This window comes from Pseudomonas gingeri, assembly GCF_013386115.1.
Classification (GTDB): domain Bacteria; phylum Pseudomonadota; class Gammaproteobacteria; order Pseudomonadales; family Pseudomonadaceae; genus Aquipseudomonas; species Aquipseudomonas gingeri.
On record NZ_JACAOR010000005.1, the window covers coordinates 66,364 to 87,772 of the forward strand.

A 21,409-nucleotide genomic window follows, 5' to 3' on the forward strand; every position below is an offset into this window, starting at 1 on the left:
TCTACACATAAGGCTGTCATCCATGGCGTCTTCTTCCGCTCGTACTCCCGGGTCCGGTGTTCTGTTGCTGATCATCCTGGCCTGCCAACTGATGATAGTGCTCGACGTGACGGTGCTCTACACCGCCCTGCCACATATCCAGAAAGCCCTGGACCTGTCGCTGCCCGACCTGACCTGGGTACAGAACGCCTACACCCTGACCTTTGGCGGGATGATGCTGCTCGGTGCGCGTTCCGGCGACCTGCTCGGGCGGCGCCGGGTATTTATCGTCGCCGTCACGGTCTTCACCCTGGCCTCGCTGCTCGGCGGGCTGGCGCAATCGGCCCACGAGTTGCTGATTGCCCGTGGCGTGCAGGGCATCGCCGCGGCGTTCCTCGCGCCGTCGACCCTGGCCCTGATGATGACCCACTTCGCCGCCGGTCCCCAGCGGCTGCGGGCGATCAGCTTCTACACGGCGGTGTCCGGCGGCGGTGGCGCGGTCGGACTGGTGCTCGGTGGGGTATTGACCGACATGCTGTCCTGGCGCTGGGTGATGTTTATCAACCTGCCGGTGGGCATCGGCCTGTTCCTGCTGGCCTGGCGTTATCTGAAGGAAACCGAGCGACATACCGGGCATTTCGACCTGTCCGGCGCGCTGACGGTCACCCTGGGCATGAGCGCCCTGGTCTACTGCTTTGTCCGCGCCGGTGCCCAGGGCTGGGACGATGCACCGACCCTGATCGCCCTGGCCTGTGCCCTGGTGCTGCTGACCCTGTTTGTCTGGATCGAACGTCGGGCCGAGCAACCGATCATGCCCTTGTACCTGTTCGCCAGCGCCGAGCGTTCCGGCGCCTATATCGGCCGGATGTTGCTGGTGGGCGGTATGGTCGGCACCTATTTTTTCCTGATCCAGTACGTGCAGGAGGTGCTCGGCTACAGCGCGCTCAAGGCCGGTGAAGCGTTTCTGGCGTTGACCATCACCCAGTTCGCCATGTCGATGTACGGCGTGAAGTGGCTGGCGCGGCATATCAGTGCCTCGACGATGCTGTTCTTCGGCCTGGGCACGGCGCTGGTGGGCATGCTGATGCTCACCGGACTGGGTAGCGAAGTGGACTACTTCCCGCGGTTGATGCTGCCGTTGATCATTCTCGGTATCGGCTGCGGTGCGGCGTTCGTGCCGCTGACCAGCGCCGGGATCGCCGGGGTGGAACCGCAGAATGCCGGGGCCGCGTCCGGCCTGGTCAACGTCGCCCACCAGGTCGGCGGTTCCCTGGGTACGGCGGTGATCATCGCGATTGTCGGCATGGCCGCGCGGTTGTCGCCGCAGCCGCTGGCGGCGGGGGCCGACGCCCAGGCCCGTCAGGCCCTGAGTCAGGCGTTGTCGGTGGGGGCGATCAGTTCCGCGGCGTTTTTCGCGCTGGCGCTGCTGGTGCTGTTCTTCACCTCGCGCCATACCCGTCGACGGGAACGACTTCAGGCGGCTGACGCGGCTTCCTGAACCCGGCTGGCCACCTCGCTCAACTGTGAGCGCAGCCAGTGCTGGGCCGGGTCTGCATCATTGTGGCTGTGCCAGATCAGTTCCAGCGACCTGGACACGCAGTGATAGGGCAGTTCCTGGGTCACCAGGCCCAGGGTCCGGCTGAATACGGCGGCGAGCGGACGGGGGACGATGGCCATCAGGTCGCTGTCTTCCAGCAGCATCGGAATGGCCATGAAATGCGGAATCAATACCTGCCGGCGCGGCTGCAGGCCGAGGGTTTCCAGGGCGCTTTCAAGGGCTGCGCGGTCGTAGCCGTCGGTCTGCCGGGACAGGCCGCGTTCCAGGATATAGCTCGGTGGCGCGCCGTCGGCGGCGGTCCCCAGCGACATCACCACCAGGGCATAGGTCGCCATGTCCTGCAGGGTGACGGCGCGTTGCGCGGTCGGGTGGTGTCTGCCGGTCACCAAGACTTCTTCCTGCTGCCACAGGGTGTGCGAACGCAGGCGTTCCGGCCGGTCCTGGAACATGCCGAGGGCGATATCGATACGCCCCAGGTCGAGCTGTTCGGCCAGGTCCAGGCGGGTCGACGGGGTGATCACCAGATTGATGCCGGGTGCCTCGGCGGCCAGCAGGCGATTGAACGGTGGCAGCAGCACGGTCGACGAATAGTCGCTGGCGGCGATCACGAACGAGCGCCGGGCCGACGCCGGGTCGAAAGCGGTGGTCGCCCGGGTCAGTACGGCGCTGATGTTCTGCAGGGCTTCACGCACCGCGCCGCTGATTTCGAAGGCGTAGTGGGTCGGTGTCATGCCCTTGCCGGTGCGCACGAAGATCTCCTTGCCGACACTGTCGCGCAGGCGTGACAGCGCATGGCTGACCGCCGACTGGCTGAGGTGCAGGCGCTGGCTGGCACGCAGGACGCTGCGCTCCTCCATCACGGCATCGAAGACCCGCAGCAGGTTGAGGTCGAGGCGGTCGAAAGCAATCATTCACGGGGCTCCGGTGGCGATGACGAATTCTGTGCCGAGCCGGCGCCGCGGGCAATCGGTGATGCAGGTTCCGTTGCTGATGATTGTTGTGCAGATTCGGCGAACGTTGAGAAGTGAATCCTGTGCACTTCGACAGTGCAGGAATGTCCCTTCAGTCGCCCGCCTCCCTATGTGACCCTATTGCCCATGCCGCACGATCGGTTTCGAGAAAAGGTGGAAAAGTGCAATGTTCGACAACGTCAGGAATCATCGAACCCTGTGTGCCGATCCGCATGTGCAATGGCAACTGGCCGGGCAACCGGGCGCCGGACTCGAGGCATCGGTTGCCGATTACCTGCTGGATCCGGGCTCATTGACCCAGCGTCTGGTCGAGATTTCCGGCGGTCGCTTCGCCATCACCCCGCTGTATGAGCGCGAAGACGTGTTGCTGGACAGCGAATGCACGGCGCTGCAATTAACCGCCGGCAGTCGTGGCTGGATTCGCGAGATCTATCTCACCGGCCAGGGCGTGCCCTGGGTTTTCGCCCGCACGGTGATCCCGGCTGCGGTGCAGCAGATGACCGGCCAGGACTTGCGGACCCTGGGCGATCAGCCGATCGGACCGCTGCTGTTCGGTGACCTCGACTTCCGACGTGGGCCGATAGAGTTCTGCCGTTACGAGGACTCGGCCCGCAACGGTCAGTTGACGGCATCGCCGCTGTGGGCGCGACGCTCACGCTTCGAACGGGGCGACCTGGGCATTCTGGTATCGGAAGTGTTTCTGCCGACGTTCTGGGCGAAGGTGGATGGGCCAGCAATCCTGGAAAAGCGCAGGGCCTGAAAGGATTGGGAGCAGGGGCGTCGACAACCCACGGGTGCGGCTCAGACCCTACTGCGGGTCGCCAGCCAACACCCCGAAGCCCTGCGTGATCTGCAGCCGGTGTGACACCATCAGTAGTGGCCTTTGGCCTTGTTTTTCATGGCGTGCACGGGGTTGAGTGTGCACGACCTCTCATTTGCCGACGCGCCCCGCAAATAGCGCTTTTCCGCCATTGTGCAACCAGATGTGAATCGCTAACCTCTGCGACTTCCCGACCTGTCCTCGACAGGTCCTTTCTGATTTCAGTGTTTCAGTGGTGCGCCATGGATGGATCGGGCGCAGGGTTTCGTGATGTCTGGCAAGGAGGCATAGATGCGTCGGTTTTTCCCCATCCTGATCGCCCTCTGGGCCGCGAGTGCCTGGGCCGAGCCCTCGGCCGAGTTGCAGGAGCCGACCGGTGGCTGGCGTTATTCCGGCCTCCTCGATCGCAGCGATGCGCCGCAGGTCGCTTATCCGACGCCGCCCATCGATCGTGGTATCCAGCGCAGTCGCACGCCCATCGAGGGCAAGGTCAATCCGCCATCCGGCCCGCGCCAGCCGCATACCCTGTCGGTCAACGGCAACCCACTGAATCTCTACACCGATGACAACGGTCGCTTCGTGCGGCCTTATGCCTTCGGTGCTGGTTCCAACAGCGTCGAAGTGCGCAGCTCCGCCGGCAAGTCCCTCAAGCGCGTGCAGTTCTACGAAGCCAATCGCTCGGTCACTCCCGCGCGTATCCGCGTGGTGCTTGGCTGGGACGACCCCAAGGCCGAGTTGGACATGCACATCATCACGCCGGACGGCCAGCACGCTTTCTTCGGCCATCCCGGCCTGACCAATGGCGGCGGCCTTGACCCGGATGGCGTCGATGGCCCTGGCCCGGAAATGTTCACCATGACCGCGCCGCTGCACGGCACCTACCTGATTTACGTCAACTACTGGGGCAACTTCGGTAGCGAAGGCTATAACTTCGATGAAGGCAAGAACCAGAACGAAGTGATCACTTCGCAGATCAACCTGATCCTCGATGAAAACACCGTCAACGAGAAACGCGAGACGTTTATCGTGCCGATGCGCGCCATCGGCGACCTGATGCTGGTCAAAACCTTCAACTATTGAACACTTCAATTACTGGGCATCCCGCTCCACGGATGAATGGGCTTTGTGAACATGAGCGATAACACTGCTTCCCCGGACGCCGGCACACCCGCCGCGGCCAAACCCGTCGGTTCGCGCCGCTGGCTGGGTGTCGTACTCGGGCTTTGCGTGGTGGGTGCGGTCGGCGGCGGGTTGGGCTGGTTTCTCCACCACAAACCCAAGGCCCCGGTGGCGGAACTGGCCCTGGAAAAGCTCGGCCTGAGCCGCCCGGATGCCCTGCTGGAAACCGCGTCCCTCAGCCAGTTGCCCAAGGACCTGCTCAGTGTGCCGTTCCTGCGCGAGACCCTGACCGAGGATTTCGTCTTCTACTACGAAACCCATGGCGACCGCCTGGGGCTCATCGGCAGCCTGCGCCGGATCATCTACGAGCATGACCTCAAGCTGCAGGACACGCTGATCGAGCAACTGTTCGACCAGCCGGCGGACGTCGCCCTGTGGCGCGGCAAGGATGGCCGGCTCAAGGACTTCCTGCTGGTGCTGGACCGCGGTGGCCTGGCCAAGGTGCTGGAGCCGCTGGCGCAGGTCGCGCTGGACGACACCCAGTTGAGCAAGGTCGGCGAACTGAAGGTGGGTGGGGATAACGTGTCGCTCTACCGCCTGGCCTACAACGCCAGCAAATCGCTGCTGTTCGCTTCCCGTGGCGACAAGATGGTGGTGCTGTCCAACCCGGAAAAACTCTACGACCACACCGACGATGCCGCGGCCGAACCGGGCGAGGTTTCGCTGCAGGCCATGGCCGCTTTGCTCAACGGCGACAAGCTGTTCCCCGAGGCCTTTGGTCTCAAGCCGCGGGAAACCACGGTGAAACAACGGATCTCGGTCGGCGCCAGCGTCCTCGCCATGGGTTACCAGCGCTTTATCCCGAACTTCGTCGGCCTGCGCCTGGACATGGACGACAAGGGCTGGCACAGCTTCCTGGCCATGGACGAGCTGGACAACCAGCCGGACTTCGACTTCAAGCCGATCTGGCAGGCCATGCCGGTGGGCGCCAGCGCCTGTGTCGCCTTGCCGGTCGCGGCCGAGCAGCAGAAGCCGCTGCTGGTCAAGCTCGGCGCCGACGAGGCGACCGCGCAGAAACTCACCGAACACATGAACGGCGCCGCCGGCCTGTGCTGGTACGCCGATTCGCGGCTCTACACGCCGTTGCTGGTGGCGAGCCTCGACAGCAAGGCCGGCGATGCGCTCGATGCCGACCTGGGCAAGCTGTTCGGCTCGATGGTCGGTTCCAACGAAAGCAATGTCGAAGGCGGCCTGTTCCCCGTCGACGAGCAGAAGAAAGACAGCGCCCACCAATGGAAGCGCCAGGTCAGCTCGACCTTCGGCCAGTACGCGGCCAAGGAAGCGCCGCAGCCGGACGCGATCACCGGCAAGGGCTTCTTCCGGGTCAGCCTGGCCCGCCACGGCTCGACGCTGCTGTTCTCCCTGGACGACAAGCTGGTGGACAAGGCCCTCGGCACTCTCGACAAGCACTTCCCGCCGCTGGCCGATGTGCTGCCCAAGGATGTGCTGATGCCGATCTACTTCGGGCCTGACGCCCTGGCACAACTGATGAAGCAGGAAACCCTCGACAGCCTGCCCCAGGACATGGAACCGGTATTCCGCAACGCCGCGCAGACCCACCTGCTGCCCAAGCTGCAGAAGCTCGCCGGCTACGGCAAGTACGCCCTGACCCTGCCCGAAGGCAGCGAACCGGATGGCCACTGGCAGTGGCTGCCTCTGCAATGGCGGGCGATGTGATTCGTCTGTTCAAGAGCCTGGGCATGGTGGCGTGCTTGCTGAGCCTGCCCGCGTGGGCCATCGAGGCTCCGCCGCTGAATGTCGAGCAGTCCCAGGTGTTTCGCGCCTGGTTCGTGCGCATTGCCCAGGAGCAACTGACCCAGGGCCCGAGCCCGCGCTGGTACCAGCAGGACTGCGCGGGCCTGGTACGTTTCGCCGCCAACGAAGCGCTGAAGGTTCACGATGACAAATGGCTGCGCGCCAATGGCCTGTCCAACCGCTATCTGCCGCCGGAGCTGGCGCTGGAGGCCGGGCAACGCAGCCTCGCCCAGCAATGGCAGCAGGGCGGCGGCAAGGTCGGGCCCTACGTCAATGCGATCAAGCTGATCCAGTTCAACAGCCAGTTGGTCAGCCGCGACCTCAACCAGGCGCGGCCCGGTGACCTGTTGTTCTTCGACCAGGGCGACGACCAGCACCTGATGATCTGGATGGGCCGCAACATCGCCTATCACACCGGCACCACCACCCCTACTGACAACGGCATGCGCTCCGCCAGCGTGCAGCAACTCATGACATGGAAGGACACCCGATGGATACCCGATGCAACGAACCCCAACTTCATCGGCGTCTATCGGCTGAACTTCCTCTCTCGATGAACGGGTCTCGAATGATGCGTCTGTTATCCCGAATGGTTTTTGCCCTGGCCGTGCTGCTGCCGGTGGCCGCCGGTGCCGCCGACGACTCGGTGCCGCCGAGCAACTACACGCCGATTGCCGGGGAGAGTTTCTTCCTGCTGGCCGACACCAGTTTCGCCAGCGACGAGCAGGCGATGGTCCGTCTGGAAGCCCCGGGTCGCGACTACCGGCGGTTCCGCATGGAGCCCTATGGCGGCGCGGACATCCGTGTGTACCGCATCGACCAGCCGCTGGAATTCCTCAAGCGCCAGAAGAACCTGCACCGGGTGGTCAGCGATGCCCAGTTCAAGGGCGAAGGGTTGTCCAACACCCTGGCCTACCTGTGGGACAACTGGTACGCCAAGTCCCGCCGGGTGATGCAGCGTGCGTTCTCCTACGAGTCGCGCAAGCAGGTCACCGAGCAAGTGCCGGAACTGAAGATGGGCAACACCCTCGGCGCGCCGACGCCCTACGACGCCCATCCGCAATACGCGCCGCTGCCGGGCCTGCCGCTGGTCAGCCAGTTCCGCTACCCGCTGTGGGAAGCCAAGCCGATCCAGCCGCCGAAGGGCGTCGACTTGGCCGGTTCGTCGAGCCAGTTCATCAGCGTCTCGCCGGGTAACGTCTATGTGCCGCTGGGCAAGTTGAAACCGGGCCTGTACCTGGTGGAAGCGCTGATCGGCAAATACCGCGCGACCACCGTGGTATTCGTCTCCAACACCGTCGCGGTGAGCAAGATCACCGGCGACGAGCTGCTGGTCTGGGCCGCGCGCAAACATGAAGGCAGCTCGGTGCCCAAGGTCAAGGTGCTGTGGACCGATGGCCTGGGCGTGATGAGCAGCGGCGAGACCGATGCCGATGGCCTGCTGCGGCTCAAGCACGTCAGCCCGGAGCGCTCGTTCATGATCGGTGAAGACGAGGAGGGCGGTGTCTTCGTCTCCGAGAACTTCTACTACGACAGCGAAATCTACGACACCAAGCTCTATGCCTTCACCGACCGGCCGCTGTACCGGCCGGGTGATTGGGTGTCGCTGAAGATCGTCGGCCGCGAATTCAAGAACGCCCGCGACTCGGTCAACCCGACCACCGCCCCCGTGCGCGTCACCGTGCTCGATGCCACCGGCACCGCCTTGCAGTCCCTGGACCTGAACCTGGACGCCAAGTCCGGTACCCAGGGGCGTTTCCAGTTGCCGGACAATGCCGTGGCCGGCGGCTACGAACTGCGCTTCACCTACCGCGACCAGACTTACAGCAGCGCCTTCCGCGTCGCCGAGTACATCAAGCCGCATTTCGAAATCTCCATGGACCTGGCCAAGCAGGACTTCCGTACCGGCGAGGCGATCAAGGGCAAGTTGCTGCTGCTCTACCCGGACGGCAAGCCGGTGGCCGATGCCCGCGTGCAACTGAGCCTGCGTGCCCAGCAACTGTCCATGGTCGACAACGAACTGCAGTACCTCGGGCAGTTCCCGGTGGAACTGACCAGCGCCGAACTGACCACCGACGACAAGGGGGTTGCCGTCCTCGACCTGCCGGCGGCGGAAAAGCCGAGCCGCTACATGCTCACGGTATTTGCCAGCGATGGCGCCGCGTATCGGGTCAAGACCACCAAGGAAATCCTCATCGAGCGTGGCGCGGCGCGTTATCGCCTGTCGGCGCCGCAGCGCTTCAGCGCCACGGGTGAGAAGGTCCAGTTCGGCTACGTCAGCGAAGCCAGCGCCGATGCGGCCGCCCGCCAGCCGGCGACCTACAGCTGGGTGCGCCTGGAAGACCAGTCCACCGGCGGCGGCAAGCTCGCGGCCGTGGACAAGGGCTTCAGCGTCACCTTCGATCGTCCGGGCACCTACAACCTGTCGATCAAGGACGATCACGAGCGCATCCTCGGCGCCACCGGCCACTCGGTGACCGGCGATGGCGTCAAGGCCGTGCCGGGCACGGTCGAAATCCTCCTCGACAAGCCCGAGTACCAGGCCGGCGACGAAGCCCTGGCGCTGATCACGTTCCCGGAACCGGTCACCGATGCGCTGCTGTCCCTGGAGCGGGACAAGGTCGAAGCCACCGCGCTGCTGTCCAAGGGCGCCGACTGGTTGCGCCTGGAAAAGCTCAGCGACACCCAATACCGCGCGCGCATCCCGGTGAAGGACAACTTCGCCCCCAACCTGACCTTCTCCGTGCTCTACACCAAGGGCGGTGAATACAGCTTCCAGAACGCCGGCATCAAGGTCGCCGCGCCGCAGATCGACATCGCCGTCGCCACCGACAAGGACAGCTACCAACCGGGCGACACCGTCTCCGTGGACCTGACCACACAGTTCGCCGGCAAGCCGATTCCGGCGCACCTGACCGTCAGCGTGGTGGATGAAATGATCTACGCGCTGCAACCGGAAGTGGCGCCGAGCATCGACCAGTTCTTCTATCATCCGCGGCGCAACAACGTACGCACCAGCGCCAGCCTGTCGTTCATCAGCTACGACGTCGCCCTGCCGGGCAGCCCCGGCGCACCGGGCAAGGCCAATCGCAGCGAGCGCGGCGTGAAGGTGCTGGAGCGGCCACGGCGTGAAGACGTCGACACCGCCGCCTGGCAGCCGGAGCTGGTCACCGATGCCAACGGCAAGGTGCGTTTCACCTTCCGCATGCCCGATTCCCTGACCCGCTGGCGCATCACCGTGCGCGCCATGGCCGATGCCGGGCAAGTCGGGCAGAAGAACCAGTTCATCCGCTCCGACAAGCCGCTGTACCTGAAATGGAGCGGACCGACCCACTTCCGCAACGGCGATAAACCGACCTTCGGCGTGTTCGCCTTCAGCCAGGCCGACAAGCCGGTCAAGGCCGAACTGCTGATCCGCCTGGCCGGCCAGGAGCAGCGCCTGCCGCTGTCGCTGAACAAGGGCATCAACTACATTGCGCTACCGAGCAGCGCCCTGAGCAGTGGTCAATGGAGTGCCGAACTGCAACAGGAGGGCAAGACCCAGGATGCCCTGGCGGTTCGCCTGACGGCCGTCGGTGACGGTTGGCAGATCACCCAGAGCCAGAGTCTCGGCGTAGCGGCGGGCGATACCCCCCTGAGCCTGCCGGCGGACGCCAGCGATATCCGCCTGCGCCTGGATGACAGCCCGCAAGCGCTGTTCCGCGCCAGCCTCGACGACCTGCTCAGCTACCCCTACGGTGGTGTCGAGCAGACCGCCAGCCAGTTGCTGCCGCTGAGCATTGCCTACCCGGCGCTCTCGGCCAATGCCCAGGTCCGCGATCGCCTGCGCCTGATCATGCAGAACAGTCGCCTGCGCCTGGTGCAGATGGCCGGCCCGGATGCGTGGTTCACCTGGTGGGGCGAAGATGTCACCCCGGATGCCTTCCTGACCGCCTATGCCTATTACGCCGACTGGAACGCCAGCAAGGCCCTGGGCATCAGCCTGCCGCCGGAACACTGGCAGCGGGTGCTGGACGTCTACGCCAAACAGGCCGCCGCCACGCCGCTGTTGCAGCGGGCCCTGGTGGTGGCGTTCGCCAAGGAGATGCAGTTGCCGGTGAACACCCTGTTGAGTGGCCTGGTGGACGAACTGGCGAAAGCCGGTGAGGGCGATACCGCCAACCTGCTGGACGATGGTGAGGACAGCCTGGTCATGAGCGCGCCGGATTCGGCCCTCGGCCTGGCCAGCGCACGAGTACTGACAGCCGCCCTGGCGCGCCAGAACAAAGTGGCCCTGCCAGACGCTTTCACCAGGCAACTGGCCGCCGCCGAGCAACGCCTGGGCGCCAGCTCGCAGCCGTTCGCCGTCGCCTTGAGCCTGTCGCTCAAACCGTTCAATGCCGACCAGGCCCAGGACCTGTTGCAGCGTCTGTTGCCGCAGCAATCGACCCTGGAACGCGCCCTGGCCCTGACCTGGTTGCAACGCAGCGTCGAACAGGCACCGAAGGCCGTGACCCTCGCCCCGGGTGAAGGCTGGCAGCCGCGCCAGGGCGCGACCGGCGAAAACTACTGGCAGTGGCAGGGCGCGGGCGTGCCGTCCGTGCTCTCGCTGAGCGGTGCCCAGGAGCGCCCTGTACGGGCGAACCTGAGCTACCTCAGCCAGGCCAAGGTGCCGGACGACCTGCCGGTGACCATCAAGCGCCGCTTGCTGCAACTGGTGCCGGGTGATGACGCCTACAGCTTCAGCCTGAAGGCGGTGGGCAAGGAGCCGCTGTCCAGCGACAACCTCTACCTGGACGAAGTCATCCTCACCAGCAAGGGCCCGAAACCGCTGCGCTACGGCATGCTCGAAGTGTCGCTGCCGCCGGGTGCCGATGTCGAACGCACCACCTGGGGCGTGAACATCGTCGGCGAACCGGGCACCGATTCCGCGCCGTTGGAGAAAGCCCGTTTCGAAGCCGGGCAACTGGCCTACGCCGTACCGGTGAACAGCCTGAGTGGCGAAGTGCGGGTGCGTCACCTGATCCGCTTCTCGCAGAAAGGTCAGTTCAACCTGCCGCCGGCACGTTTCAGCCAGATCTATGCACCGGAGCATCAGGCCCTGGAGCAGAAGTCGAGCCTTGGACAGATCACGGTCGAATGACATGACCCGTCGCCTGGCCTGGCTGTTGTTGTGTGCCCTTCCTCTGCTGGCGATGGCCGAGGAAGAGCCCGTGCGCCTGGCCTGGAAGGGCGCCGATGGCTACGAACTGGTGCAATTGAATCGCACCCAGGTGCTCGCCCGCGAGCCATTGCCGGCAAGCCTGCAAGCACCACTGGGCAGCCTGTGGAAATTGTTCGTCTACGCCTGGCTGGTGGATAACGACCAGCAAGAGCCGGCCTACGATTGCCACGGCCAGGATCGCGACGAAGTCTATTGCTGCACACCGGGTGGCAGCATCGCCCGGGATCCGGCGCTGGTGAAATCCTGCGGACTGTATTTCGAGCCCGAGCGGCTGCAGATCGACGCTGCTCGCTGGCGGGACTACTGGCAGGCACGACACGCTCCGGCGTGGCTGCTCGATCTCGACCAGCTCAAGCCGCAGACCCGCGTGTCGATTGCCGAGCTGCTGGAAACCCTGCGCACCTTGCCGGCCCAGGAACAGGCCCGAAAGCTCTTGCTCGATGTGGTGCTCGGCGCCGCGGACGGCCAGGCGGTCGGCGTGCTGGGCGGACGCCTGCGGGTCAAGACCTGGAGCTGGCTGGGCGACAACGATCCGCAATCGCGCCAGGGCGGCTTTGCCGGCTGGCTGGAAGACGGCACGCCACTCTGGGTCGGCGGGCGCGGCACCAGCCAGATGGTCCTGCGGCACTACTCGGACGTCCTCGGCAACTTCCTGCCCGCGCCGTCGCCCGCGGATGCCGGGCGTTGCGTGCAGGTCGAACTGTTTTCGCGCTACCCGCTGAAAGGCGTCAGCCGCGCCGACGGCCAGGCGGCCGCGAACGGGGCGCTGCAAGGCCGCTACCGGGTCGACTTCGCCAATGGCAACCAACTGGACATCGAGAGCGCCGGCGAACTGTTCCTGCTGCAGAACGCTGGCCAGCCGCAACTGGTCGCCCGCCTGGATCGCGAAGAGTACGTCGCCCGGGTCCTGCAACGGGAAGCCAGGAGCGAACCGATCGAAGCCGCCAAGGCCCTGGCCGTCGCCATCCGCACCTACCTGCTGCAGAACGCCGCGCGCAACGGCGATTGCCTGAGCATCGACGACAGCAGCAGTCGCCAGCGCGTCGCCCCGCGCCCGGCCACCGCCGATGCCCGCGCCATTGCCGCCTGGACCAGCGACCTGGTGCTGGCCGGCAGCCCGGTGACCTACCACAGCGACCAGCCCGGCCCGGACAAACTGTCCTGGCAACAGGCCGTCGAACAGGCCAATGCCGGTGCGCGCTACGACCTGATCCTGCAGCGCGCTTACCCGCGCGCGAGCCTCAGCCGCTGGGACAATCCGGTCGCTTCCTGCGAGCCGCTGCCCGCCGCCCGCGACTGGCTGCTCAAGCAGCGCCGTGGCTGGCGCCCGCGCCTGGACCAGGAAGTCGGCTATAACGAACTCAGCCAGTTCGCCGTCTGCCGGTTGTCCTTTGGCCGGCCTTACGTCGACCGTGAGCGCCAGCGCATCTACGTGCGCGGCGTGCTGACCCAGCAAGACCGGCTCGACCTGACACACGAATACCTGCACCTGGCCTTCGAAGCCCATCCGAATGGTCAGGACGAAGACTACATCGAAGGGCTTGCCCGCCACCTGTTACTGGAATAGGCCATGACATTGCGTATCCACACCGTTGCCCTGTTCCTCAGCGCGCTGGCCGTACTGGCCCCGGTCCATGCCGACAACGCCACCCGGCTCGACACCCCGATCGGCGGCTGGCGGGTCGGCTCGGCGGACGAAGAACGCTACAGCCAGACGGTCAACTATCCGGCCTCCTCGGTCAACACCCCGGAGGGCCAGGCCAGCACGGCGCGCATCCTCGGCCAGATCAAGGGCGCGCCCAAGGATGCCAAGGCGCCGGGCAACCTGATCATCAACGGCATCAGCATGCCGCTGAAGCTCGATGCCGCCGGTAACTTCGACCGTCCGTACTCGTTCCCGGGCGGCACCAACAGCGTCGAAGTCCGCAGCCCGGACGGCCAGCAGCGCAAGCGCGTGCAGTTCCTCAATTCCGGCGGCGGGACCAAGGCCAAGCTGCGGATCCTGCTGTCCTGGGACAGCGACGGCACCGACCTCGACCTGCACGTGGTCACACCGGACGGCGCGCACATCTGGTACGGCGACCGCACGGCGCCCAACGGTGGCTCGCTGGACGTCGACGTCACCACCGGCTATGGCCCGGAAATCTTCTCCATGCCCGCACCGATCAAGGGCCAGTACTTGGTGTATGTGAACTACTACGGCGGCGGCTACCGCAGCGATGACGACGAAGGCGGCGGCCAGGAAAACGCCGTCCAGGCCCTGACCACGGCCAAGATCACGCTGATCACGGAAGAAGGGACGGTCAACGAGAAGATGGAATCGTTCATCGTGCCGATGCGGGCACCGGGGGAGCTGACGTTGGTGAGACGGTTTAGTTATCCCTGACGAGACACCGTGAGGATATGTCGCTGACGGTTACATGAACGAAGAATGTATCGCTGAAATCGCTTTTTAGCGACACGTCGGAAATTTCGTTCTTGCCTGGTCCCAAATGCGGATGGTTGGCGAGGACGTTGGGCGACAGACAATCTCGATGTGATGGCTAACGAAACGCGATCAGGGCCTCTTCACCGCTCACTCAAGACAAAACACCTCTCTGTCTGTGTAGCGCGGACTCGTAGGAGCCGGCTTGCTGGCGATTGCGATGTCACATTCGACGCCGCCATTATCCGCGAACGAGGTCTCCAATCCGACGAGCCAGCGGCGTTCGAAATGAACGACCCCGTTTCTGACTACGATCCTGCTTCGGCTCTGGAAGACGCTCCATCGGTTGCTATTTTTATGGCAGACGCTTTCGAGAGTGACGATGTGGGGTATATCGCACTGGCGCTGGAGGTCGTTGCCCGTGCCAAAAGCATGGCCCATCCGGCCCGCGAATCCGGACGGCCATGTGAGCGGCGGCACCGATGATCTGAGTCTTTACGCAGGTCGCCCATCGGTTCCGAGTCGTTGGGGCATGATGGGCGACTGCGGGAGTCATCCAGTAAGTCGTCGTTTGCTCGGTGCGTTCAACTCGACGACCTTCGAACGTTCTGGTGCTGCGCCGCAATCAAGTGGTGCTGCAATCGCCTTAAAAATCCCGCCTCGAAAGCATTACGCCGAACCCCCTCCGGGTGGCTGATACGTGCCTGTGTCAGTTGCCACCACAATGGCTGGGTGTTTTGCCGCTCCAGCCAGCGTTCCGCACAACGAGCGCCACTGGCGATTTCCTGAGCGAACTGATCGTCCCAAGGGGTAGGCGGTGCGGAAGGAGGATCGGTTGAGGCATTGATGCTGACCACTGCGTGTGACTCGGATAACGGCGGAGGATGCCTCCGCCGCAAGGCCAGATCGTAAAGAGCGAGGGCATCCTCGATCAGTTTGTCAGCCAGGTCCTTTTGTTGTTGATCCTTGAAGGCAAGCGTGCGGGCACCGTCCAGGCAGAGCCGGGCGGCATGACGTAGTCGATCGGCCGCTTCGTCGTGGCTCAGGGAAGTGAGTCTTATCAGGGTAGAGATGGGCAATCGGGAGAGTAATGAGCGATCAACCATGGAAATGTTCTCCGTGGTCAAGCCGTGTTGGTGGCAGACAGAGTCGGCGGTGCCCGTGCGTAAAAGGAGGGTAGGCCATTTTCCTTATAGTCCCTGGTTGGATTAAGGAACCGCCATCCGCCGTTCTGACACGGTTAGGGTGGCGGACCGCACGAGGGTCAGAAACCGGCAACCAAGGGAACCGGTCAGGCCGAAGCCTGCCTCGCGCGGTCCACCATAGACGCAGCAGCCAGACGCAAAAAAACGCCGACTACGGAGAGCTATGGCGCTGGCCGCGCCCTGGTTGAGCGAGTTCTGACACTCGGTCACGGGAACGCCCGTGACTCAACCAGACTAATCGAAGGGGGTAAAGCTGTTTAAGTTCCGGTTGGACTTAAATTTCGTGCGAAGTATCCGATAGGGATGGAGAAATGTCTTGCGGTTCGTGTTGCGCGCGTTTGGTCGGTGCTTAAGCTCTGGCACCATGCAAGTCACTGCCAAACTGACTCCGTGTGATTGGCCGGCTGGAAAGTCAGCCAACGTAGTTTCGAAAGCTCGCTCTGAAATCCAGAGGCTTCAGGTGCAACTGATCCGACAGATCGCCGCGCAGAATGAAGAGTTTGGGTGCGTTACGCAGTTCGAACACTCGATAGAGAAAGAACTGCTGATCCATCTCCTTCGAAAATTGCAGTTCGTTGTGGCTGATGATGAAGGGCGCGGCTATTCCGTTGTTGGTGGTTTTGACTTCGATGTACCGAGGGTCCACCGGTGTATCGAACGACAAGATGTCGAACCCGGCTCCGTCGCCTCGGGTATCCGATATCCATTCCAGTTGCTGAATCAGGTCCGGGTAGCCGGCCTCCTGCAACCGCTGGTGTTCGTAGCCGATAACCCATTCCTCCCCACTGCGACCCAGTTGTCGGTTGGCTTCGTCACGTGCCGCAAAATTGAGTTTGCGTGGTATGCGGATGCGCGATGTGGCTTCGGATACCTGAATTAAAGTTTCCTTCCTGGGCGCATCCACCAGCACGCTGCCGGTGTATGTCTTCTCTCCGGGCGCTTTCACTTCCTCAAGGGCATCGACAACTTTGTGCATGACGCTGCGGTTGTCCGTGACATAGGCCTGAACCGCCTGACGCAGCAAAAGTTGGCTGTTGCCTCGGGGCTTGTAACCCTGGATAAAAGGCAATTCCAGCCCCGCCAGAATGGCGCTGATGTTTGAATGCTTGAGCTCGACCGAACCTTTGCTGCGTCCGTTGAGACGGGCACGCAAGGCTCTGTTGTGTTCGGTTTTGTTGTAGGGGCGCTGTTCAGCTTCAAGCCGCAGCATCTCAAAGTAGTCGGCGACGGTCGCATCGACTTCGTCCTGGGACCAGTCCTCTCCGATTCGGATCACCTCAAAGCCAAGTGACTGCACTTTGGCCGCGAGGGTCGCTTCGTTTTCGACAAACGGTGGCGCGCTCAATGAACGATCAGATTGAAATTGCACCGCGTAGGCCACGGCCACAATGGCTTTGATATCGCACTGTTCGCCATTTTTGGGGTTGCGTACCAGAAAGTACCTCGACTTTCCGAAGCCATACCGCTTCAGGAAGGCAGAACGTCCCAAGTTTGAAAACTCGTCAAGAGCGGCTTGGACGGCGGCGGGGCTTTGTAGTCGGGAGAGCTCGTTCATTTCGCGTCATGCGCCACTGTGTAGGTCAATTCCTATGAGTCTGCAGGAGAGTCTCACATAAAAAATGAACTCTAAGAAATGACCTGCCAGCGTAAGAGAAATATCCCTGCGTGAATGACGGGCGGTTACTGGGTGTCGGGGTTGGAGAACTGAGGAGGAAAGCTTTCTGACAGCCAGTAAAAAAGGAGCCTTAGCTCCCTTTTTTTTCGAGCCTGACCTCGTGTTTGTCAGCTTGCCGTCCCTGTCGACTGCTCCTCAATCAATGTTTCCAATAGGCGTTGAGCCAACTCGATCAGATGTACTACACCCATTGCCCCTTTGCGATTCGGGCCAGTGAGGTTGTCCGCATTTTCATCGTCTGTGGTGCCAGCGGTGTCCAGTATGGAACTGGCGTTGACCGCTACATCCGCCGATGCTCCGTCATCGCCGACAACACCACCGACGTCGCCGCCGTCCGGGTCTCCACTCCCAGCTTGATATAGACGTGCTCCAGATGCTTGTTCACCGTGCGTGGGCTGAGGTCCAGGATGGTGCCGATATCGCGGTTGGTCTTGCCACAGGCCACCCAACGCAGCACTTCCACCTCGCGCCCGGTCAGTTGGAAGCGCGCCGACAGCACCTTGCTCGCCGGTTCATCGTTCAGGCTCAAGGCCGCCACGGGCTGCGACGCCGCCCGCGCCGACAACAAGGTACGCGAGGTGCGCAGATGCGCCGCGACCCGCGCCAGCACTTCGTCGATCTGGATCGGCTTGGTCACGTAGTCGCTGCCGCCCACTTCAAAACCCTGGACCACGTGCCGGCTCTCTGTCAGCGCGGTCATGAACAGCACCGGGATATCGGCGCTCTCCGGCTGCGCCTTGATCCGTCGGCAGGTCTCGAAACCGTCCAGGCCCGGCATCATCGCGTCCAGCAGGATCAGGTCCGGGCGTCGGCGCTCGATGCGGTTCAGCGCACTCAGCCCGTCGAGGGCCACCAGCACCATATAGCCGGCATCGTTGAGGGCGTCGGAGAGCAGGGCGAGGTTGTCCGGGGTGTCGTCCACAATCAGCACGACGCCAGGTTCAGTGACTGTGGTCAGTGCATTCATCTTCTGCCTCCTTGAGGGCGCGGTTGATTTCGTCCAGGCGAAAGTTTTTCAGCAGCTTGCGGAGCGAGCCGATAAACGCCGCCGTGTCTGGCGCCTCGGCCTCGATGCTGTCGAGTTTTTCCTGCAAGCCACGGACATAGCCGATGGCGCTGAGTTCGCCGAGGGCGACAAGGTCGGGGTGCGAAGGCAGGACCCAGGGTTCGGCAAGGGCGGCGGGGGCTGGTTTTTCCCGGCGCAACCATTGCAGGTCGAGTTGCTTCTGGATGCGCTCCAGCAGTTCCGGGGTGCGTACCGGCTTGGCCAGATAGTCGTTGCAGGCGCTGGCAAGGCTGCGCTCGTCGTTGAAGGCATTGGCCGAGATGACGATGATCGGCACCGTCGACAGGGCGTTGCGGCGGATCAGGCGGCTGGTTTCCCAGCCGTCCATGGTCGGCATCGACAGGTCCATCAGGATCAGGTCCGGTCCCAGCAACGCCACCTGGCGAATGGCTTCCTGGCCGTTGCTGGCCTGCACCACTTCGAATCCCAGCGGGCTGAGCATGCCGTTGAGCACCTTGCGATGGTCGACATGGTCGTCCACCACCAGCACCCGCCGACGCGGTCCCTGGTAGCCGATGATGTCGTGTTCGACATGCACCACCGCCTGGGGCGCGCGGACCTGGGAGAGAAACAGACGCACCTGGAAACAGGTGCCCTTGTCCTGTTGGCTGCGCACCTGCAGCTCGCCGCCCATCAGCGAGGTGAGCATGCGGGTGATGGTCAGGCCGAGGCCGACGCCCTTGTCCTGGCGCATCAGGTCACCGCGTTCGAACGGCTGGAAGATCCGCTCGATATGTTCGGGGTCGATGCCGATACCGGTGTCGATGATCTCGAAGGTCGCGGTTTCGCGCATGTAGCCGACCCGCAGGCAGACTTCGCCGCTGTCGGTGAAATTGACCGCATTGCCCAGCAGGTTGATCAGGATCTGTCGTACGCGTTTCTCGTCGCCACGGACCACCGCCGGCATCTTGCCGATCAGTTCCAGGCGAAAGCGCAGGCCTTTTTCCTGGGCTTGCGGGGTGAACATCAGTTCCAGGTCGTGGATCAGTTCCGGGAAGGGGATTTCCGTCAGCTCCAGGCGCAGCTTGCCGGCCTCGATCTTGGCCACGTCGAGCAGGCCATCGATCAGCGACAGCAGGTGCGAGCCACTGCGCAGGATGGTTGCCAGGGCGTCCTGGTGCTGTTCGGGCATGGCCGCGTCGCGCTGCAGGTTCTGGGTGAAACCGAGGATGCTGTTGAGCGGTGTGCGCAGTTCATGGGACAGCCCGGTGATGTAGCGGCTCTTGGCCGCGTTGGCCGACTCGGAGGCTTCCTTGGCATCCTGCAGGGCCTGGTCGGTGACGCGGTGGGCGGCGATTTCCTGCATCAGTAGCTGGGTCTGGCGGTTCGATTCTTCCTGGGCGACGTGGCGGCTTTCGCGGGTCAGGACGATCCACCAGGCGAGGATCGCCGCCAGCATCGAGAGCACCAGGAAGGCCTTGAAAAATGCCTGGTACAGGGTCGCCGAATGAGGCAAACCCTGGGAGGCCTGGCCGTAGATCAGCGCCAGGGCGCCGCTGAGCATCAGGATCAGCACCAGCAGCAGGCCAAGGTAATGCATCAGCCGGGTGTGCAGGCGCGGCACCATGGTGTTCGGCAGCAGCCAGCGCAACAGCGATTCGAACTGCGCCGACAGGCGCCCCTGGGGTTTGCAGCGGTCGCCGCAGCGGGCATCCAGCGAACAGCACAACGAGCAGATGGGCGTGCTGTAGGCCGGACAGAAGGCCATGTCGGCGGTTTCGAAGGCATTGCGACACAGGCCGCAGGTGACCTGCATGCTCGGCGCCACCGGCTGCAGCAGCAACGGGTCGCTGGTGCGGGCGATGTAGTAGCGGCTGCGGGTCGCCCAGGCCAGCAGCGGCGCGGTGATCAAGGCGGTGCCGAGGGCGACGAAGGGCGGCGCGGCCTGGGCCAGGGTGCCGAACAGGCCGAAGTGGGCGAGGATCGACAGCAACGAGGCGATCAGCATCGAGCCGACGCCCACCGGGTTGATGTCGTAGAGGTGCGCGCGCTTGAACTCGATATGTTTCGGCGACAGGCCCAGGGGTTTGTTGATCACCAGGTCGGCGACCACCGAGCCGATCCAGGCGGTGGCGATATTGGCGTAGAGGCCGAGCACCTGGTCGATGACATCGAATACCCCCAGCTCCATCAGCATCAGCGCAATCGCCACATTGAACACCAGCCATACCACGCGGCCGGGATGACTGTGGGTGACCCGGGCGAAGAAGTTCGACCAGGCCAGGGAGCCGGCGTAGGCATTGGTCAGGTTGATCTTCATCTGCGACACGAAGACGAACAGCACCATGGCGCCCAGGGCCCATTCCGGTGAGGAGAACACATAACTGAAGGCCACCAGGTACATCTGCGTCGGTTCGGCGGCGCGCTCCATGGGGATTTCGTGTTGCAGGGCGAGAAAGGCCAGGAAGGCCCCGGCGGCCATTTTCAGGGCGCCGGGAATGATCCAGCCGGGACCGGCGCAGAGCAGGGCGGCCCACCAGCGCTTGCGGTTGGCGGCGGTCTTCTCCGGGAGGAAGCGCAGGTAGTCGACCTGTTCGCCGATCTGCGTCACCAGCGACAGGGCCACGGTGCACGCCGCGCAGAACGCCAGCAGGTTGAAGTCGCCGCCGCTGGCACTGCGGCCCTGGAAGCTGGTCCAGTCGCTGAAGGCCTGGGGATTTTTCAGCAGCACGAACAGGTAGGGCAGTACCAGCAGCACCAGCCACAGCGGCTGGGTCCAGAGTTGCAGGCGGCTGATCAGGGTTACGCCATAGGCCACCAGCGGGATCACCAGCAGCGAGCAGATCACATAGGCGAAGGCCAGCGGGATATGGAAGTACAGCTCCAGGGCCAGGGCCATGATCGCCGCTTCGAGGGCGAAGAACAGAAAGGTGAAGCTGGCGTAGATCAGCGAGGTGATGGTCGAACCGATGTAGCCGAAGCCGGCGCCACGGGTCAGCAGGTCCATGTCGACGCCGTAGCGGGCGGCGTAGTAGCTGATGGGCAGGCCGGTGAAGAAGATCACCAGGCTCACCGCGAGGATCGCCCAGAAGGTGTTGGTGAAGCCATAACTCAGGGCCAGCACCCCGCCGATCGCCTCCAGCGCGAGGAATGACACCGCGCCCAGGGCGGTGTTGGCGATGCGCAGTTCCGACCACTTGCGAAAGGATTTCGGCGTGTAGCGCAGGGCGTAGTCTTCCATGGTCTCGTCGGCGACCCAGCTGTTGTAGTCGCGGCGGATCTTGGCGATGCGCTGGGTACCCGGTGGTAGCACGGTGAAAGACTCCTGCGAACAAGGCGCTCCATGCCTGGCGGGTGGTGGTGAAAAATTGAGCAATTTCCGTGCCCCATGTTGCCAGACCCTGCCGGCAGCTGCGGTCGTGCGTAGTCCCTGTGTCTCTGGGCAACACCAGGCGGGCCGGGGCTCGGGCGCTAGCCTGCGCCACCTTGGTGCGATTTTCCCTACGTCAAATGACGTATGCGCTTACGTCAGGCTGCGTATACCGGCCAGCGCTGCTCGCCGCCATGCTGATGCCATCACCGTTGCTGGCCGCCCCTGGGGCGAACCGGCAGCGCCACCGCAGAGGAGTAGCA

At 63.7% G+C, this 21,409-nt stretch carries 15 protein-coding genes and 1 pseudogene; 10 read left to right on the forward strand and 6 right to left on the reverse strand.

The features are described from left to right. The first annotated feature begins 22 nt into the window (after nt 1-22). Nucleotides 23-1,477 carry an MFS transporter gene (locus HX881_RS08280; protein ID WP_177083896.1) on the forward strand — a complete coding sequence of 485 codons (1,455 nt, stop codon included), beginning with the start codon at nt 23-25 and terminating at the stop codon, nt 1,475-1,477. On the opposite strand, the gene HX881_RS08285 is transcribed toward HX881_RS08280, so the two are convergent. Continuing rightward, on the reverse strand, nt 1,453-2,448 hold the full coding sequence (locus HX881_RS08285) for a LysR family transcriptional regulator (RefSeq protein WP_177083898.1): 996 nt from the start codon (nt 2,446-2,448) through the stop codon (nt 1,453-1,455). The genes HX881_RS08280 and HX881_RS08285 overlap by 25 nt on opposite strands. A 226-nt stretch (nt 2,449-2,674) precedes the next feature. On the opposite strand from HX881_RS08285, the gene HX881_RS08290 reads away from it, so the two are divergent. From HX881_RS08290 to HX881_RS08325, 9 genes and pseudogenes are all read left to right on the forward strand, one after another. Next, nucleotides 2,675-3,268 (forward strand): chorismate--pyruvate lyase family protein, encoded by a 594-nt coding sequence (locus HX881_RS08290; RefSeq protein WP_177083900.1) that lies wholly within the window; start codon nt 2,675-2,677, stop codon nt 3,266-3,268. Next, nucleotides 3,269-3,373, forward strand: a pseudogene (locus HX881_RS33160) (helix-turn-helix domain-containing protein); the annotation flags it as partial. It abuts the gene before it with no gap. A 246-nt stretch (nt 3,374-3,619) separates the two neighbouring features. Next, nucleotides 3,620-4,408, forward strand: a complete 789-nt coding sequence (locus HX881_RS08295; protein WP_017123297.1) for a YfaP family protein — start codon at nt 3,620-3,622, stop codon at nt 4,406-4,408. Between the two features lie 51 nt (nt 4,409-4,459). Then, nucleotides 4,460-6,184 carry a DUF2138 domain-containing protein gene (locus HX881_RS08300; protein ID WP_177083902.1) on the forward strand — a complete coding sequence of 575 codons (1,725 nt, stop codon included), beginning with the start codon at nt 4,460-4,462 and terminating at the stop codon, nt 6,182-6,184. Between the two features lie 23 nt (nt 6,185-6,207). Continuing rightward, nucleotides 6,208-6,819 (forward strand): DUF1175 domain-containing protein, encoded by a 612-nt coding sequence (locus HX881_RS08305; protein WP_244861920.1) that lies wholly within the window; start codon nt 6,208-6,210, stop codon nt 6,817-6,819. After that, nucleotides 6,816-11,384, forward strand: a complete 4,569-nt coding sequence (locus HX881_RS08310; RefSeq protein WP_177083904.1) for an alpha-2-macroglobulin family protein — start codon at nt 6,816-6,818, stop codon at nt 11,382-11,384. Before HX881_RS08305 ends, HX881_RS08310 begins: the two co-directional genes overlap by 4 nt. 1 nt (nt 11,385) lies before the next feature. Further along, a complete protein-coding gene (locus HX881_RS08315; RefSeq protein WP_177083906.1) occupies nt 11,386-13,032 on the forward strand; it encodes a DUF2300 domain-containing protein in 1,647 nt (548 codons plus the stop codon). Between the two features lie 3 nt (nt 13,033-13,035). Next, a complete protein-coding gene (locus HX881_RS08320; protein WP_177083908.1) occupies nt 13,036-13,851 on the forward strand; it encodes a YfaP family protein in 816 nt (271 codons plus the stop codon). A 327-nt stretch (nt 13,852-14,178) separates the two neighbouring features. Continuing rightward, complete coding sequence (locus HX881_RS08325) at nt 14,179-14,376, forward strand: helix-turn-helix domain-containing protein (RefSeq protein ID WP_177083910.1); 198 nt, start codon at nt 14,179-14,181, stop codon at nt 14,374-14,376. A gap of 98 nt (nt 14,377-14,474) precedes the next feature. On the opposite strand, the gene HX881_RS08330 is transcribed toward HX881_RS08325, so the two are convergent. From HX881_RS08330 to HX881_RS08345, 5 genes are all read right to left on the reverse strand, one after another. After that, on the reverse strand, nt 14,475-14,996 hold the full coding sequence (locus tag HX881_RS08330; protein ID WP_177083912.1) for a LasR-specific antiactivator QslA: 522 nt from the start codon (nt 14,994-14,996) through the stop codon (nt 14,475-14,477). A 511-nt stretch (nt 14,997-15,507) separates the two neighbouring features. After that, nucleotides 15,508-16,650 carry a protein NO VEIN domain-containing protein gene (locus HX881_RS08335; RefSeq protein WP_177083914.1) on the reverse strand — a complete coding sequence of 381 codons (1,143 nt, stop codon included), beginning with the start codon at nt 16,648-16,650 and terminating at the stop codon, nt 15,508-15,510. 227 nt (nt 16,651-16,877) lie between these two features. After that, complete coding sequence (locus tag HX881_RS33345) at nt 16,878-17,033, reverse strand: DUF6124 family protein (RefSeq protein ID WP_484573279.1); 156 nt, start codon at nt 17,031-17,033, stop codon at nt 16,878-16,880. Nucleotides 17,034-17,050: 17 nt separating this feature from the next. Next, nucleotides 17,051-17,737, reverse strand: a complete 687-nt coding sequence (locus HX881_RS08340; RefSeq protein WP_017123306.1) for a response regulator transcription factor — start codon at nt 17,735-17,737, stop codon at nt 17,051-17,053. Further along, nucleotides 17,712-21,089: an ATP-binding protein gene (locus tag HX881_RS08345; protein WP_017123307.1), complete on the reverse strand. Its 3,378-nt coding sequence runs from the start codon at nt 21,087-21,089 to the stop codon at nt 17,712-17,714. Before HX881_RS08345 ends, HX881_RS08340 begins: the two co-directional genes overlap by 26 nt. Between the last annotated feature and the right edge of the window lie 320 nt (nt 21,090-21,409).

Coding starts and splice junctions, on each gene's coding strand:
- HX881_RS08280 (WP_177083896.1), top strand. CDS start 23: ATGGCGTCTTCTTCCGCTCGTACTCCCGGGTCCGGTGTTCTGTTGCTG.
- HX881_RS08285 (WP_177083898.1), bottom strand. CDS start 2,448: ATGATTGCTTTCGACCGCCTCGACCTCAACCTGCTGCGGGTCTTCGAT.
- HX881_RS08290 (WP_177083900.1), top strand. CDS start 2,675: ATGTTCGACAACGTCAGGAATCATCGAACCCTGTGTGCCGATCCGCAT.
- HX881_RS08295 (WP_017123297.1), top strand. CDS start 3,620: ATGCGTCGGTTTTTCCCCATCCTGATCGCCCTCTGGGCCGCGAGTGCC.
- HX881_RS08300 (WP_177083902.1), top strand. CDS start 4,460: ATGAGCGATAACACTGCTTCCCCGGACGCCGGCACACCCGCCGCGGCC.
- HX881_RS08305 (WP_244861920.1), top strand. CDS start 6,208: ATGGTGGCGTGCTTGCTGAGCCTGCCCGCGTGGGCCATCGAGGCTCCG.
- HX881_RS08310 (WP_177083904.1), top strand. CDS start 6,816: ATGAACGGGTCTCGAATGATGCGTCTGTTATCCCGAATGGTTTTTGCC.
- HX881_RS08315 (WP_177083906.1), top strand. CDS start 11,386: ATGACCCGTCGCCTGGCCTGGCTGTTGTTGTGTGCCCTTCCTCTGCTG.
- HX881_RS08320 (WP_177083908.1), top strand. CDS start 13,036: ATGACATTGCGTATCCACACCGTTGCCCTGTTCCTCAGCGCGCTGGCC.
- HX881_RS08325 (WP_177083910.1), top strand. CDS start 14,179: ATGAACGACCCCGTTTCTGACTACGATCCTGCTTCGGCTCTGGAAGAC.
- HX881_RS08330 (WP_177083912.1), bottom strand. CDS start 14,996: ATGGTTGATCGCTCATTACTCTCCCGATTGCCCATCTCTACCCTGATA.
- HX881_RS08335 (WP_177083914.1), bottom strand. CDS start 16,650: ATGAACGAGCTCTCCCGACTACAAAGCCCCGCCGCCGTCCAAGCCGCT.
- HX881_RS08340 (WP_017123306.1), bottom strand. CDS start 17,737: ATGAATGCACTGACCACAGTCACTGAACCTGGCGTCGTGCTGATTGTG.